Below are 16,313 nucleotides of genomic sequence, written 5' to 3'. Positions count from 1 at the left end.
CTTGAAATCGAATCGGTGAAATGATGGGTTCTGTAATTCTCACAAGAATAGTTTATTCGTCGCACAGATTCAGAGGGTAGACATTAGCCTTCTGGCTTTATATCAACTCTCGAACTTTTCTTGTGCATCGTAACTAATTTGCTTCTCTACATTCTTTAGTTGGACCCCAGCCTGGCTGAACGCCTTTTGGATGGTTGTTGAGACATGCTGCTGGCCGTCTCCCATTAAAAAATTGGTTCTATCTAGATTCGTTTCGAATACGCAGATAATTTTTAAGCTCTGTGGGAAGGACGAGAATTTAACCGTATGAGTCACCCAAACAAAACCGTCATAGCCTTTAAGGGTATCTTCACAAACTTTGGTTAACACTTCTCTAATCAGATTATCGATCTTCTTATCGGATTTTCGCATCAAGAAAATTTCCTATTTGTAGTGGATGAGTAACTATGACTGCATACTTTGCGAGCCCAATATTAGAAAAAGTATGTCATACAACAGGCTTTACTATTCGATTATACCCGCACCAAGCTCATAAAGGTGCAGAAGTGTTTTAGCGTATCCCCCATCCGACTTGATCCCGCCAAAAACGATCTATCTTTATTGTATCTGAACAAACTTTATTACCTTCCGACACCTGTCATTGTACAAATTTACGTCAACACCTAAAATTAGTCACCACAGGCACTGATTATTCCTCTATAATCAGCGACCGTATTTTTGGTCAGCCGCTGTTTGCTACTTTTTGTGTTGAAAAGCACCCATAACAGCCACTGCTTTTAGGAACAAAGAATGTCATTTTTATCACAAGGTTTTTCAGCTGATATTGTGCGCGCACTAACTGAGTGTGGTTATGAAAAGCTCACTCCCGTTCAACAACAGGCTATCCCACACGCTCGTCGTGGTGCTGATATCCTTGCACATGCACAAACTGGCACAGGTAAAACCGCTGCATTTTCTTTGCCTATTATTCAGCAAATGGTTGAAAATCCGCAATCACGCCGCCGCTCACAAGTCCGCGCACTGATTCTTGCACCAACTCGCGAACTTGTTGACCAAATCGCACATAACATTGAGAACTACACCAAGTACGTAGATATCTCGGTAGCCGCCGTATTTGGTGGGGCAAAAATGTCCTCTCAAGAGCGTAAGCTTAACGCAGGCGTAGACGTCCTTGTTGCAACACCAGGTCGCTTAATCGAGCACCTTGAACTGGGTAACATTAGTTTTGCTAGCCTCGAGTTTTTAGTTTTTGATGAAGCCGACCGCATGCTAGACATGGGCTTTATTAGTGCCATTCGTACCATCATGAATGGCATTGCTCAGCACCCACAAACCATGCTTTTCTCTGCAACGTCATCGCCACAAATGAACTCGTTGGCGCAAGATTTATTGCGTAAACCAAAGCGTATTATTGTTAATGCTGAAAACTCAACAGCAGACACAGTTGCTCACGTTGTTTACCCGGTCGATGAAGACCGTAAGCGCGAGCTACTATCTGAATTGATTGGCAGAAAAAACTGGCAGCAAGTCCTGGTCTTTGTTAACTACAAAGAAACCGCTAATGAAGTGGTAAAAGAGCTTAAGCTAGATGGCATCAACGCGGTACTTTGTCATGGCGATAAAGCACAGAGCGCCCGTCGACGTGCGCTAGACGAATTTAAGTCTGGTAAAGCCCGCGTGATGGTAGCAACCGAAGTTGCCGCGCGCGGTTTAGACATTCAAGGTTTACCGCATGTGGTTAACTACGACATGCCATTCCTTGCAGAAGACTACGTACACCGTATCGGTCGTACGGGACGTGCAGGACAACAAGGCCATGCCGTTTCATTTGTAAGCCGCGAAGAAGAACTGACACTTGTTCAAGTTGAAAAACTGATTCAACAAAGAATTAAGCGCGTTCAACTGGCAGGCTACGAGCCGGCAAGCCGTGATGCTCTTTTGACGAAAATGCAAAGCAAACCTGCTTATAAAGATCGCCAAGGCCGTACTAACAATTCAGACGAACAGAGCTCGGCAGAGCGTCGCCTTCGTTTTGCTCGCGCGATTAAAAACAAATCAAATAAAAATACCCGTTTAAAAGGGTAAGAATTAGGTAAGGGCAGTGAAGCAAACTGCGTTCATCGCTTAACTTGTTACTCCCTCCATGATTAATAACAACGGCCTAGCAAATCTTGCTGGGCCGTTTTTTATCCATATAACGTTATCTTGCATAGCGACATTTTCACACACATCTGCAAAAATCTGCCATTTCACGTGTTCTTAAGGTGAGGCATTCGAAGCTAACGTCTTCATGTAATCTGCAGGTGTCACGCCAAACTTGCCTTTAAAACGCTGGCTAAATCGACTAGCAGATTGATAGCCGCACTGCTGTGCTAATTTGAGAACATTATCGTGACCATTTTGCATCAGTTGCAATGCATGGCTAAATCGCACTTCAGCTAACACTTCACGATACTGAGTACCTTCTTGCTTGAGCTTACGAATTAACGTCGCGCGACTCATCGCAAAACGTTCAGCGACCGTTTCCAATGCATGCTCCTCACCCGGCTCATAAGACAAATAGTGGCTTAGCTGCTGACTAAACGCGCTAGTATTAGTAAATAACTGATGTAATACCCCTTTCTCTGCGAGTTGTTGAAACAGCCCCATCACCCAAAATGTCTGAGTGGTTTGGCTCATCCTATGCAGATCAAATGAAAATAGAGCATTGAGCGTATCTCGCAATGCACTATCCATTTCTATCGCGGGCGTCTCTGCCTTACTGGCGCTTTGGGCACTCAGCTCAAGCATCGCGTTTGTCGGTTGGCAATAAAAGCTAAACATCCTAGATAAAAACCGACCTTTTTGTGGAAGATTCTCAAAGCACAGTGATGCTGATGCCTCACATAACAAAATCTGAGATTGAGAAATATCCACAGCGGAATCTTTCCAAAATAAGCGCTTACTGCCTGATATGATCTGAATAATACTCGGGGAATGAATCCGCACATTGCGTAATTGCTGCAGCTGCTCTGCACGAAATAACGACACTTGATATTGGTTGCTCATTCATTCCACTCCAAAACTCTAGTAGATATACGCTATTATCGGGTATATGTTGCCGTTAACGTCGCTTTATCGAGCGCCATACTATTCAACGTGAAACCCACGACCGCTGCCGGCGTATTTTCTTGTAAATTTAATGTATCGGTTGGCAGTGCCCATACGGTAAATTGATAACGGTGCATGCCATCTTTTTCTGGAGGGCAAACCCCACCAAAACCGACTGTGCCATAATCAATTCGTGATTCCATACCGCCTAATTTTTTAATATCGACTCCGCGAGGCAATTCGCTAACAGAGGCTGGAATATCAAAAGCGATCCAGTGCCAAAAACCACTTCCCGTTGGCGCGTCTGGGTCATAAGCTGTAATCGCAAAGCTCTTGGTTCCCTTTGGTGCATCTTTCCACATCAACTGCGGTGACAAGTTGCCTCCATCACATCCCCAGCTTGAGTATTCAAACATCTTCGCCATTGGATGACCTTCTTGAATATCATTGCTGGTGATTTCTAATGCCTGAGCAGATCCTACCGCTAAAAAACTTAATGCGATAACCGACTTAGTGATTGCTTTCATAATGAGTACCTTTTGTTGAGTTCGAAGTAAGTATAACCGCGGACAAAAAACACAAGGTGACAATAAGTATCAATTTACGACTAATGAAAACTCAAACTGAGACTTATAGATACATTGTTACTTCTGCTTTATTAACTAAGCAACGGCGAAAACGCAAGAAATTATGCGACTTTCATTTCAACACTGGTAAATTTACCGATAGAGATTAGAATGCGAGTTCGATTCAATAGCTAACTAGAGCGACTTATTTATGCTTCGTGATTACACCTTTAACTGCCTTGTCACCATGCCACGTCATGAACTCGAAGAGTTCAGTATGCGAATGATCAGTAAGATGGTGCCAGAAGAAGTCATGAGTGAACTGTTCACTTTTGAACAGGAAGAAGTCGACAGTGAAGAACGTATGATGTCGGCACGATTGGATGCGACACTGCGTATGACGGCCATAGCACTTTGTGAAATCCAGCAAGCGTTTGATGATTCAGATAATGCTAAACAAAATAGTGAACGAATGACACGACTCGTTCTTTGGCACTTTTATGCCATTTCATTTAACTTAGAACAAGCTATTACACTAGAAACGCATTGTGAGCACGTTGAAAAATTACTCATTGACCCACCCACTGAAGCCTTTGGCTGGGTGAAAATACTCACCGAACTCCTACATACTTACGCCAGTATTAATGCCAAACAAAATCCGTAAATAGCCCAACAGCGCTTTGTTTTCCCATCGAAGGCAAAGCGCTATTTAGCCGCTATCAATTTGGCCGCTATTACTTTAGCACTGATTAATTTAGTACCGATTAACCAATTTCAAACGACGTGACACCATATGTGCGCTCAATTTGAATATCTGGTGACGTTTTCGTATACATGCGCGCCGTTTCAAAACACGGCGTCATTTGGTTTCGATGAGCAAGTGTCACCGCGGCTGTATTACTTTCTGGAACATCTAGATAAACAGGCGCGGTCTCTTCAACGTGAGATAGAAGGCTTCTATAGAGCTCATTAGCGATTTCGGCATTATCTGCAAATAGAGGTGCAACCTTATATCCGCTATGACATGAGCGTATGACACCGACACCTTTAATTTCATTACCATCAAGATAAAGGATGGCCACACTGTTAGGTTGAGTAAACCATGCATGATTAAATTCAGCTCTGATCGCAGGGAAAAAAGCCGCCAAGTAATGATTTAAATCATCTTCATCTACGCTGCTTACTTCCACGACCTTATCAGTGGTATCGTCGCACTTTCGGGTGACACCTTCATAACGGATATTGCGATGTGACAAGCCAAAACCAGAACGTTGATAGTTATCTTGCTGATCGACTACACCGTCTAAAGCAATATTGCACCCGTCTAAGTAAGCCATTCCATGTTGCCAAATTTTCCAACCATAACCCAAGCCACGATACTCAGGCTTAACGATGTAGAAGCCAAGAAAGCCAAAACTATCCTCATACCTAACGACAGAAATACAGGCGATGGGCTCACCATCTAGCACACCAACCAAGAATCCTTTCGGATCAGCTAAATAGTAGTTTTGAGCGTCATTTAATCCTGGGTTCCATCCCTCAGCAGCAGCCCAAGCGACCGCTATGTCTAACTCACTTTCGGTCATTGTCCGAATATGAAATCCTTTCATCGTTTCTTTAAGCCTCTGTGTTTGTATCCATTCAAAGATTAAACTAGTTTGGCTTAGCTTGTTAAACAAGAAAAAGAGTTGATTTACACGTTAAGAAAGTTCCCTCAGTGACAAGCTTTCAACGACAGTACATACTCCGCTATTTCCCATCACCCTTGTTCAAAATAAATTAACCATAATCACGGCGGCAAATAGACCCGCAATAAAACTAGGGCTGTGAAACGGACGCCGTTGGGCGCGATGATACTCTTTGGCAATATCTTCCTGAAAAGTCTTTGTTGCGAGTTCTTTTACATAATTATTTTGCATAACCTACCCCTTTTCGTTGTTGTTGGGGTAAGCATAAAACCTCAAGCTAAGTTGAGGTCAAGGCATCATGTAAATAAAGTGAACATTGCGTGTATATTCTTGCTAATACAGTGTGACTAACATAGGTGGGTATAAGTACTTAGCTGGGAAGTCTTTAGTCATTTCGTGCTTCAATCGACACGACTGTTTGCTGCCTATCAAGCGTTAAATGCAACGTCTTTGGCAATGACAATATTGGCTGCGCTTCATCTTTTTTGACCTCAGTGAGAAGCGACAATGAAACTTCTGAGATAGCGCCTGTTACCGCTTTGATCAAATAAGCGCGGTTGTTTATAAACGCACTATTTTCAATCGGCAAAAAATAAACCAAAACAAATTCTTGTTTGGAATCTTCATAAATGGCGATACAAGAGTCGGATTCGTCCTGACATTGAGGGATGGAATCTGGCAAATGATGACGATACTTTTCACTGACCTCTCTCATAATATGAATATAGTCAGCTTGCTTATGAGGCTCTCCGTAAAAATGGCTATCTTCAACACACAGCAACGAAACCAATTCACCTTTGGTTTCATGGGACACGGTTAACGACTTATTGATGGTATGGTGCGACATACTCCCTTCATTCAACCAAGGAATATTCACGCCACGATGGTCCAATTCTAATAGCAAATAATTCGCGTCATTGCTTCCATATAATGCATCGACAAAGTCATAGTAATATTGACCATTTACGGCTTGATACTCGGAGGCCGCGCCTCGAGAATAGGACTCACTGCTTATCTTCATTGCTCCAATGCTAGGCTCTGTGACACTCAGTTCAACCTTGGCTACTTTGCCATAGCGGTATGTCACTAGCCCTTCACTATCAGCGCAAAAACTGACGGTTTTTCCATTTCTCAGTTCACAGCCTGTGACATCCACTTCATTCGACTGACACAAAGAGTCTGCATAACTCGGTGCCGCTATCAACCTAGGTGCCGTTATCAACATAGGTGCCACTATCAGCATTGCAGCCAGAAAAAAGGATTTCACATCGCGCCTCATTGGTTTAGGTAGACATTTAAGCATCGTGGATATGCCATTATCCGTGGCAAGCTTAACATAACCAATTAATGCTAACCTCGCTTTGTTACGTTAACTCTGGACAATGACGCGATAGGACATTTCTCACCACTATCGCGCCATTCCGTACTCAGAGCTAACTCAGCACTACAATACTTCTATGATTTTTGTCATTCCGTCTTCAGCATGGCCGGGGATATTACAAGCAAACTCTACTTGTTTTTCACCGTGAAAATGCCACAGTATCTGCCCTGCTTTACCCGGTTTCACATAAACAACATTGTCCATTTTTTGCAGGTCTTGCGACTCTGGCATCGATTTTATCATCTCGCGCTGTTTAAGCTGCTCCGCCACCGAGCCAATAGAGAATTGATGCTCAACTTTACCTGTGTTCATTACGACAAATTGCACCACGTCATTAGGCTTAATATCAACGCTTCGCTTGAAAGAGATTTTCATATCATCCCCTAATACTACATGAACCACTTTATCCGGCTTCGCACCTTTAGCTGGCATACCTACCGCCGACATACCTTTCATGTTCATCATGTTGCTATGGTCCATTTTCGCATGATTCATCTTGGAGTGGTCCATTTCATTAGCCATTGAGCTTGCCGAAAATAGTGTCATCGTTATAGTTAAAGTGTGAGTTAAAGCGCGTAGTGATTTTTTCATGTTCTGTTCCTTATAATAGTGATGTTGCCGCCTAGCCGATAGCAAAGCGGCATCTTTTTCAATTAATATCAGTTAGTTACTTCGAGTCGATTTCGTCAGATGTCACGATAATTTCAGGCTGGATTTCTTTCGACTTCCAAAGCTGATAAATCGCGGGTAGCACTAATAGTGTCAGTAGCAACGCCGACGCCATGCCACCAATCATCGGTGCCGCAATACGTTGCATGACTTCAGAACCTGTTCCAGAACCATACATGATGGGAATAAGACCAATGATCACGGTAAGCACAGTCATCATCACCGGACGTACACGTAGCCCTGCACCTTCTTGAATCGCATCCGTTAACATCGCCGCGGTCAATGGCGCTCGCTGTTCTTGAGCGGATAGTTTTCGGGCATGCCATGCCTGATTGAGATACACCAGCATGATGACGCCAATTTCTACCGCGACGCCCGCTAAGGCAATAAAGCCCACCCCAACGGCAATTGAGAAGTTATAGCCAAGAAAGTGCATCAACCATAATCCCCCCACCATCGCCAGCGGCAATGTACCCATGATGATGAACACTTCCCCTAATCGTCTAAAGCTTAAGTAAAGTAGCAACATGATAATGGCCAGCGTCACGGGAACGACGACACTTAACCGCTCTTTGGCGCGCTCCATATATTCATACTGCCCAGACCATGCCAACGAATAACCGGCAGGCAATTCGAGTTCTTCGCTCACCACTCTCTGCGCTTCACTGACATAAGAACCAAGATCTCGTTCAGCAATATCCACGAACACCCATCCGTTGGGACGTGCATTCTCGGTTTTAATCATCGGCGGCCCATCTTCATAACGAATATCTGCAACATCCGCTAAGGCAATTCGTGCCCCGTTTGGCGTGACTAATGGCAAATTTTGCAACTTCACCACCGAGTCTCGATAATCTTGTGGATAGCGTACATTTATCGGGTATCGCTCGAGTCCTTCAACGGTTTCCCCGACGTTCATTCCCCCTACTGCGGTGGAAATGACTTGCTGAACATCACTGACATTCAGCCCATAGCGCGCGGCAGCTAAGCGTTTAATATCGATCGTGACATAACGTCCACCCGCCACTCGCTCGGCATAAACGGAAACCGTTCCTTGCACACGATTCAATATTGGCTCAATGTCCGAACCAATCTTCTCGATGACCGATAAATCAGGTCCGGCAATCTTGATCCCTATTGGTGTTTTAATACCGGTTGCCAACATATCGATACGCGTTTTGATCGGCATGACCCAAGCGTTAGTGAGACCGGGGAACTGAATCAAGTCATCGAACTCTTTACGCAACGATTCTGTAGTGACGCCTTCTCGCCATTCATCTCTTGGTTTTAGCTGAATCGTGGTTTCGATCATTGTTAACGGTGCGGGATCCGTTGCGGTTTCAGCGCGACCAATTTTCCCCCAAACGGTGTTCACTTCTGGAATGGTTTTAATCAGCTTATTCGTCTGTTGCAATAACTCGCGCGCTTTGCCGATAGATATCCCTGGATAGGTGGTTGGCATGTACATCAGATCGCCCTCATCCAAAGGCGGTATGAACTCACTGCCTAGTTGGCTTGTGGGGTAATACGCCGACCCCATCAGCGCAACGGCGACCAAAATCATAGACTTTGGATAACGCAGGCTGAGATTCAGCATCGGTCGATACAGTGCCACCAGCGCTCTATTTACCGGGTTCTTATTCTCTGGTAACACGTTGCCGCGAATAAAGTACCCCATGAGTACGGGCACAAGCGTAATCGCTAAGCCTGCGGCGGCGGCCATTGCGTAGGACTTGGTATACGCCAAGGGCGAGAACATCTTGCCTTCTTGTCCCTGCAACGCAAATACAGGCACAAAGCTCAAAGTAATAATTAATAAAGAGAAGAAAAGCGGTGCGCCCACTTCTTCCGCTGCTTTACCAATCACTTGCCAGCGGTTTTTATCCGTGAGCGGGGTTTTCTCTATGTGCTTATGCACATTTTCAATCATAACAATCGCCCCATCCACCATCGCACCAATGGCAATAGCAATCCCTCCTAGAGACATAATGTTGGCGTTGATACCCTGCCAATGCATGACAATAAATGCCGACAAGATCCCAATAGGCAAGCTGATGGCAATGACAAGCGACGAACGAATATGAAATAGGAACAAAGCGCACACCACGGCGACAACGATAAATTCCTCAGCCAACTTCTTCCAAAGGTTGTCTACTGCTGCGTTAATCAGCGTTGAGCGGTCATAGGTAGCAACAATTTCGACTCCGTCAGGTAACCCACCTTGTAGCGCCTGTAGTTTGTTTTTTACATTATCAATAACCTGACTGGCATTTTCGCCAAAGCGCATCACGATAACCCCGCCAACGGCTTCGCCTTCACCGTTAAATTCAGAGATACCTCGACGCATTTGTGGGCCAAGGTTCACATCGGCAACGTCCCCTAGAAGTAATGGCGTGCCTTTGCTTGTGACCTTGAGCGGTAATGCTTTGATGTCTTCAATACTGGTTAAGTAGCCCGTGGTACGAACCATATGTTCAGCTTCACCGACTTCGATAACGGACGCGCCCGTTTCTTGGTTACCGTTGCTGATCGCCATATTGACTTGTTGTAACGTTAAGTCATAAGCACGAAGTTTAGCGGGATCAATTTGCACCTGATACTGCTTCACCATGCCACCCACGGTCGCCACTTCAGAGACACCTTCAACGGTCTGTAATTCGTACTTCAAAAACCAATCTTGAAGGCTTCGCAGCTCAGCGAGATCATGCTGTCCGGTTTTATCTTGCAGCACATAGCTATACACCCAGCCCACACCCGTCGCATCCGGCCCTAAAGTGGGTTTCGCTTGTGAGGGTAAGTTCGGCGCAACTTGGCTGAGATACTCCAAAACGCGTGAACGCGCCCAATACATATCAGTCTTATCGTTAAAAATAATGTAAACGTAAGAATCACCAAAAAAAGAATAACCTCGCACGGTCTCTGCGCCCGGCACAGCCAGCATCGCCGTCGTTAACGGGTAGGTAACCTGATCTTCCACCACTTGAGGGGCTTGACCGGGATAGCTGGTTTTAATAATGACCTGCACATCGGATAAATCAGGAATCGCATCAACCGGGGTATTTTTAACGCTGTATAACCCTGCTAACGTTAATAAGCAGCTGGCAACCAACACTAAAAATCGGTTACTGATCGACCAGCGTATAATCGCGCCTATCATAATGCACCCTCCCCACTTTGCAGTTCAGAAAGCAAAAATTCAGCACCATTTTTACTGACTAAAAAGCGAACCTTTTGCCCTTCAGAAAAATCGCTAAGCGCCACTTCACCATTGGTTGTGAAATTCATTTCTCCTGACGCCCAGCTCCACTCTGGCACCGCATCATGACTAAGCGTCACCATGCCAAAGTCCGCCATTAACATTGTGATCGTGCCATCAACCCAGACTTGCTCTGCCAGTGCGTCGCTGCTGACCTTAATCTCCGTCACGACATACTGCCCTGACGTACCCTTTTCCATTGCAAACTCAATCTGCTGACCTGTTTTTAGCTTCGATAGATCCACGTTTTCTTGTACAGAAAAGTCCATGGTCATACCGGGCCAACTCCACTGAGGAACAGGCTGATGATTAATCGTCACCATGGCGTGCTGCGACATAACACTGCTAATTTCTCCTTTTGCCCACGCCGTTTCTGGCTCGGCTTCAACACCATTGATCCGCGCTAGATCTGCACTTTGGCTGGATTCTGAATCCAGCATAAATTGTGCAGAAGTCACCACACGCTCGGCAGAAGTCAGCCCGGCTAACACTTCCACCCTGTCATTCGCTTCACGTCCAATCTCCACTCGTACAGAGCGATATTTCCCTTCGCCTTCAGACAGCACCACTCGCGTCATTCCACCAGAGCGAATGACACTAGAACGTGGGATCGTGAGTACCGACTCTTGGCTTGTCGGCTGGAGCGCAATGTTGGCAAACATATTCGGCTTTAACTGATAATCCGAGTTGGTAAATTTGAGGCGAACTCTTAGGGTGCGAGTCGCAGGGTCAAGAATGGGATAAACATAGTCAACCGCTCCACGCCATTCTTTACCTGATAGGGCATCAAGCGTCATTACCGCTTCACTCCCGGCGTGAATCCATTGCGCCTGACGCTCAAAGACTTCCGCATCTACCCACACTTCATCGATTGGGCCTGCGCTGATCACCGGCTGCGCGGGTGATAAATACCCCCCTTCTCGAATGTCTAATTTAGCAACAATGCCACTGCCGAACGCTTTAATATCAATGGTCTGAGAAGCCTTTCCAGTCTTAACCACTTGGTTGATTTGAGCCCTGTCTACCCCAAGAGTCAGCAAACGTTCCGTCGCGCCTGTCACTAACGTCTTTCGTCCAGTGCGATAAGCGTTCAATAACTCTTCCTGCGCTTTAACCAACTCAGGTGAATACAGCTTAAACAACACGTCCCCTTTATTGACTCGCTCACCAACCGCATTGATGTATAACTTTTCCACCCAACCGGATACACGCACATTGGTTTGCCATAAGCGACTTTCATCAAAAGCGATATACCCGACGGTCTCGATACGAGGGGAAAGCTTCTCTTGCTTTACTTGTTCTGTTTTTACCCCAAGATTATTTTCTACGGCAGGATTAATAATAACCGTTCCCGCCTTGTCGTTAGCACTGCTTGCATCCGTCGCATAAACGGGAATTAAATCCATGCCCATGGGTGACTTACCCGGTTGATCACGTTGATAATTCGGATCCATTGGCGCCACCCAATATAACGGCTCGTTATTATTACTATTACCGCTACCATTACTACTGGTGCCATTTTGACTGCCAAGCATCAGAGCCATATCGTGCCCGATTAAATACTGGCTACCGACACCCCCTACCCCTGCTCCAATAACTAAAGCAAGTAGCGCTATATTTCTCGTTTTCATATCCATTACCTTCTCAAAATTTGTACTTTATTGGCGCTATCGTTTATTAACCGTGGGCTGCTCAACGCGATAAGCGAACCCACCTAAGAAATAAGCCAAATTGCTATTGACCAAACTTAAGTCTGTTTCGAGTCTCAGCGCCTCTAATTCCATCGCCAGTTCATCCGTGGCAGAAGTAATCACATCACTAAACTGTGAGGTATTATTCTGATAACCACGTTCAACGGCTTGGGTCCTAGACTGAGCTTGAGGCAACAGATTCTGACGATAGCGCTCTGTACGCTCCATGAGATTTTGCCTATCCATCATTAACGCATTCACTTTGGCATTCATCTGAGAAAGCAACGCATCTTTGCTGGATTTCGAAGCCACCACTTGGTACTCGGCAGCGGTGTGATTTTTATCTTGGCGATTGCCAGTAAATAAGGGGATGTCCATGGTGACATAAGCACTTAATAGATCCGGTGCAGGTTCACCACGCATATTATTGGCACGACGATGCGCGTACATCGCCTCGACACCAAATTGTGGTTTATACGCCTCTTGCGCAATGGCAACTTGAGTCTCGCTGGCCGATATTTGAACATCTGCAATACGAGCCATCGGATGACGATTGAGTAATGGATAGTAATCACGCTGGTTTGATACAGAGAGTTGTCGCTCTAACTCATACCAATCGGAAGAAGTGGCGGCGGTAATTTGAGGTTGCTGCGCAAGCCATGCTGTCCCTAGCCATTCAGAAAACTGAGACATAATACGCGCCTGCATTTGACGATTTGCTTGCAGCTTGTCATCTAATTTACTGACTTGTAGCTGAGCTTGAATCAGATCCTGTGACTCACTATTGCCAATGGCGTAATTGGTTTGAATAAACCGCTCCATTTCCCGCATCAGTTGCTGATTTTCTCGCAACACACGTTCTGACTGTTGTTGAAAACCCAGTTCATACCAAAGCTGAGATAGGCTGTTCGCGACCTCAAGTTCTCGCACAGCCACTTGATACTCGACACCATTGGCTTGTTGTTGAGCTTTTTGGTTCTGCAAGTCAAGCGTTGAACCTCGCCCAAATTGCTGCATCAGCCCTACCGAAACGTTACTCATAGGGTCTTGATCCAATGCAAAACTGTCAGTAGGTAAGCCACCGACTCCCACTTTGAGCACGGGATCCTTAAGCGTTGAACTGGCAATACCCGACTCCCGCATTGACTGCGATTGCGCATAGTACTGCATACGATTCGCATCATTAGCAATCGCATACTCTATGAGCTCAGAAAGCGTGACTGAAGGTTGTTGTATCTGCTGCTTGCTCACAACGGGTAAGTTTGCATACACCGTTGATGGCACGAATAGAATTACGCTCACAGCAAGCGCAACCACATTAATGCTTTGATTCACAATAAATTCCAATCTGCGTGCTAAAAAACAAGCACGATTAAATCAACCCATAGCGCTAAGCTAAGGGTTCAACGAAAATTCAGATCAGATTAAATGGTCGGTGGGCGTTCTAATGATTCAATGCGGGTGAATATAGGAAGGAAGTGCTCACTGTTTCTTTTCGAAAAACGCGAACTATGGCCGTTGGTAATCAGTGCAATAGGCGACAAGCCAAGTGTGTTTCCACACGCCGTGGTACAGCAGGTGTGAGCCATATCGCTGCTATCAGAGCAATCGACGTTCTGAGTCGATAAACTCAGATCATCGTTCGAATGAGAATATGCGACATGAAGCTTTGAGGGAGTTGAAGCTGAAGCTGAGGTGTGATGCTTTAAAGACTGATCGGCATGATGCGTTTCGCCAGTTGGCATCATTTCACACGGCATTGAGCCAGACATCATGTCAACCTCGCCCATCATGCTCATTGCAGGCATACCTGAGACAAACGTTGAAACAACGAGTGCCACCAGACTCAAAAGAGTTAGCCAAATTTTGCGAGCATTTGAAAGACGCATACCACACCTGAAGAAACATAATCGAAGCGAGTATAAAGGTTACCCTTAGGGGAAGGTCAACCAATAATAAACACTCGCTCCAATAACCCAAAAACGAGGAGAAACCTAGTCTCCAATGCTAACTTTCAATGTAATCGACCACGGTCAAGCCAAAGCCCGACAAAGAATGATATTTCTTATCAGAAGACGACAACAAGTTCATTCTGGTCACCCCTATATCCGATAGGATTTGCGAACCAACACCGACTCGCCTTGAGGTATCTAGCTTCTTACTGTTCTGAGAAACTTCACCTTTATCAAGCGCGGCAAAATGCTTCACTTTATTGATCTGAGCTTCTTGGTTTTCTTGTTGGCTAAGAATCACCATCACTCCACCGTCTTCTGCTATTTTTTGCATCGCTTTGTGCAGCGGCCAAATATGGCGAGGTTCACGAGCAGAAAGTAACACATCATGAAACGTATCCTGTACATGGACGCGTACATTGGTGGGCTCTTCTGTCACGCTGCCACTTTGCAACGCAAAGTGAACCTGATTGTCCACGGTATCGCGATACGTCACCATATTAAACTCACCAAACTCAGTCGGTAATCGACATTCGGCGATTCGTTCAATGGTCGTTTCTGTATTATTCCGAAATTCAATAAGGTCCGCGATCGTACCCAGTTTGATTCCATGCTTTTCTGCGAAAATTTCAAGTTGAGGGCGTCTCGCCATTGTGCCGTCTTCATTCAGAATCTCGACGATAACCGAAGAGGCTTCAAATCCTGCTAGCCTCGCTAAATCGCACCCAGCTTCGGTATGCCCAGCGCGCACAAGAACTCCACCATCTTTCGCTGCAAGAGGGAAAATATGCCCTGGTTGAACCAAATCTTGCGGTCTAGCCTCTTTACTAACCGCTGCTTGTATGGTGACCGCGCGATCCTCTGCTGAAATTCCAGTGGTCACCCCTTCCGCCGCTTCAATGGAAACGGTAAATGCCGTTGCCCACGGCTCTGTCGGGTTCTGTACCATCGGAAATAACTTTAATCTGTCGCAACGCTGCTTGGTCATAGTTAAACAAATAAGCCCACGACCGTGGGTGGCCATGAAGTTGACATCTTGAGCGGTGATTTTTTCAGCCGCCATCATAATATCGCCTTCATTTTCACGGTCTTCATCATCCATCAAAATAACCATTTTACCTTGACGGTAATCTTCAATTACTTCTTCTATATTGCTAATTGCCATCGCACTTACACCCTACTGATTTTCAAGATTTTTAATAAAAGATACACTCTGCTCTAACGTGTCTGCGATAATTTGAATGCTTTCTGGCGAGCGTCCTCGAATCGGGAATGAATCTTTGCGGCGGTACATTCTTAACGGCTTCTCGATACTAAAAGGTATTTTCCTCATGGCTAATGACTCGATAATCGGAGTAAAGTTAATAATGCCATCTCCCAATGCCGGAAAGGTAAACTTGTCATCATGGACTTGTACATCTTTAACATGAAAATGGCGGCAAAATGGCATCGCTATTTTCGCTTCTTCACTGGGACTCAAGTTCGGTACGAGCGATACCGAATTGCCAGGGTCAAAATTAAGCGCTAAAGCAGGGTGCCCCACTTCTTGTAAGATTCTTATTCCATCGTGCGCAGTGGCAAAGGCATTAAAATTAAGATCGCCACCATTTTCTATACAAATGACGCACCCAAGCTCTTCCGCATAGGGCGCAAGTATCTTCAAATTATCCACAATAACCTGACGGTCAGCGATAGGACCAGCACAAGTATTGAGAAAACGAACACCCAAATGGTTCGCAAAATCAATCCGCATTTTAAACTCTGCGATTGCGTTTGGAGCCGCCAAGTTCATCGTGCACCCCAACGCATTTGATTTCAGCGATTCTTTTTCCATAAGTGTTAATAAATACTGAGCATGATTTTTGGAAAACATATCGCTATCAAGCTGCCCTACGTACCCTTGATTAAAGGCAAATTCAACATATTGGACGCCAAGTTTACTAATTGTCTTCAGTGACGTTTTTAAATCATGCCCATCAAATATAGCCGTATTTATGGCTAACCTTTCTATAATACTCAT

15 protein-coding genes are annotated in these 16,313 nt (G+C 45.2%); 2 read left to right on the top strand and 13 right to left on the bottom strand.

What is annotated here, in order from left to right; all coding sequences use genetic code 11:
* Positions 1-102: 102 nt before the first annotated feature.
* Positions 103-411 (bottom strand): Fis family transcriptional regulator, encoded by a 309-nt coding sequence (locus tag L4D05_RS16710; RefSeq protein WP_428794692.1) that lies wholly within the window; start codon positions 409-411, stop codon positions 103-105.
* A 378-nt stretch (positions 412-789) separates the two neighbouring features.
* Here L4D05_RS16710 and L4D05_RS16705 point away from each other — a divergent pair, with 378 nt between their 5' ends.
* On the top strand, positions 790-2,085 hold the full coding sequence (locus L4D05_RS16705; protein ID WP_428794691.1) for a DEAD/DEAH box helicase: 1,296 nt from the start codon (positions 790-792) through the stop codon (positions 2,083-2,085).
* Positions 2,086-2,259: 174 nt separating this feature from the next.
* Here L4D05_RS16705 and L4D05_RS16700 read toward each other — a convergent pair whose 3' ends face one another.
* Both L4D05_RS16700 and L4D05_RS16695 read right to left on the bottom strand, forming a co-directional pair.
* Positions 2,260-3,048 carry a helix-turn-helix transcriptional regulator gene (locus tag L4D05_RS16700; protein ID WP_428794690.1) on the bottom strand — a complete coding sequence of 263 codons (789 nt, stop codon included), beginning with the start codon at positions 3,046-3,048 and terminating at the stop codon, positions 2,260-2,262.
* Between the two features lie 35 nt (positions 3,049-3,083).
* Positions 3,084-3,617 carry a YbhB/YbcL family Raf kinase inhibitor-like protein gene (locus L4D05_RS16695; protein WP_428794689.1) on the bottom strand — a complete coding sequence of 178 codons (534 nt, stop codon included), beginning with the start codon at positions 3,615-3,617 and terminating at the stop codon, positions 3,084-3,086.
* Between the two features lie 250 nt (positions 3,618-3,867).
* Between L4D05_RS16695 and L4D05_RS16690 the strand changes: the two genes are divergently transcribed.
* The gene (locus L4D05_RS16690; RefSeq protein WP_428794688.1) at positions 3,868-4,320 is read left to right on the top strand and encodes an exoribonuclease R; all 453 of its coding nucleotides are present in this window, start codon (positions 3,868-3,870) and stop codon (positions 4,318-4,320) included.
* A gap of 100 nt (positions 4,321-4,420) precedes the next feature.
* Here L4D05_RS16690 and L4D05_RS16685 read toward each other — a convergent pair whose 3' ends face one another.
* The 10 genes from L4D05_RS16685 to L4D05_RS16640 form a co-directional block, all read right to left on the bottom strand.
* Positions 4,421-5,266 (bottom strand): GNAT family N-acetyltransferase, encoded by an 846-nt coding sequence (locus tag L4D05_RS16685; RefSeq protein ID WP_428794687.1) that lies wholly within the window; start codon positions 5,264-5,266, stop codon positions 4,421-4,423.
* Between the two features lie 159 nt (positions 5,267-5,425).
* Complete coding sequence (locus tag L4D05_RS16680; protein ID WP_428794686.1) at positions 5,426-5,575, bottom strand: hypothetical protein; 150 nt, start codon at positions 5,573-5,575, stop codon at positions 5,426-5,428.
* A gap of 154 nt (positions 5,576-5,729) precedes the next feature.
* Positions 5,730-6,611: a hypothetical protein gene (locus tag L4D05_RS16675; protein ID WP_428794685.1), complete on the bottom strand. Its 882-nt coding sequence runs from the start codon at positions 6,609-6,611 to the stop codon at positions 5,730-5,732.
* 177 nt (positions 6,612-6,788) lie between these two features.
* A complete protein-coding gene (gene copI, locus L4D05_RS16670) occupies positions 6,789-7,316 on the bottom strand; it encodes a copper-resistant cuproprotein CopI (protein ID WP_428794684.1) in 528 nt (175 codons plus the stop codon).
* Positions 7,317-7,392: 76 nt separating this feature from the next.
* Positions 7,393-10,551 carry an efflux RND transporter permease subunit gene (locus L4D05_RS16665; protein WP_428794683.1) on the bottom strand — a complete coding sequence of 1,053 codons (3,159 nt, stop codon included), beginning with the start codon at positions 10,549-10,551 and terminating at the stop codon, positions 7,393-7,395.
* Positions 10,548-12,281, bottom strand: a complete 1,734-nt coding sequence (locus L4D05_RS16660; RefSeq protein ID WP_428794682.1) for an efflux RND transporter periplasmic adaptor subunit — start codon at positions 12,279-12,281, stop codon at positions 10,548-10,550. The genes L4D05_RS16665 and L4D05_RS16660 overlap by 4 nt, the downstream gene beginning before the upstream one ends.
* 36 nt (positions 12,282-12,317) lie before the next feature.
* Positions 12,318-13,613: a TolC family protein gene (locus L4D05_RS16655; RefSeq protein ID WP_428794715.1), complete on the bottom strand. Its 1,296-nt coding sequence runs from the start codon at positions 13,611-13,613 to the stop codon at positions 12,318-12,320.
* Between the two features lie 152 nt (positions 13,614-13,765).
* Positions 13,766-14,230: a hypothetical protein gene (locus tag L4D05_RS16650; RefSeq protein WP_428794681.1), complete on the bottom strand. Its 465-nt coding sequence runs from the start codon at positions 14,228-14,230 to the stop codon at positions 13,766-13,768.
* 118 nt (positions 14,231-14,348) lie between these two features.
* Positions 14,349-15,458, bottom strand: a complete 1,110-nt coding sequence (ribB, locus tag L4D05_RS16645; protein ID WP_428794680.1) for a 3,4-dihydroxy-2-butanone-4-phosphate synthase — start codon at positions 15,456-15,458, stop codon at positions 14,349-14,351.
* Between the two features lie 12 nt (positions 15,459-15,470).
* Positions 15,471-16,313: a sugar phosphate isomerase/epimerase family protein gene (locus tag L4D05_RS16640; RefSeq protein WP_428794679.1), complete on the bottom strand. Its 843-nt coding sequence runs from the start codon at positions 16,311-16,313 to the stop codon at positions 15,471-15,473.

Origin of the sequence: Vibrio nomapromontoriensis (assembly GCF_050337205.1) — a bacterium.
Taxonomy (GTDB): domain Bacteria; phylum Pseudomonadota; class Gammaproteobacteria; order Enterobacterales; family Vibrionaceae; genus Vibrio; species Vibrio nomapromontoriensis.
This window is presented reverse-complemented; position numbering and strand designations above follow the sequence as displayed.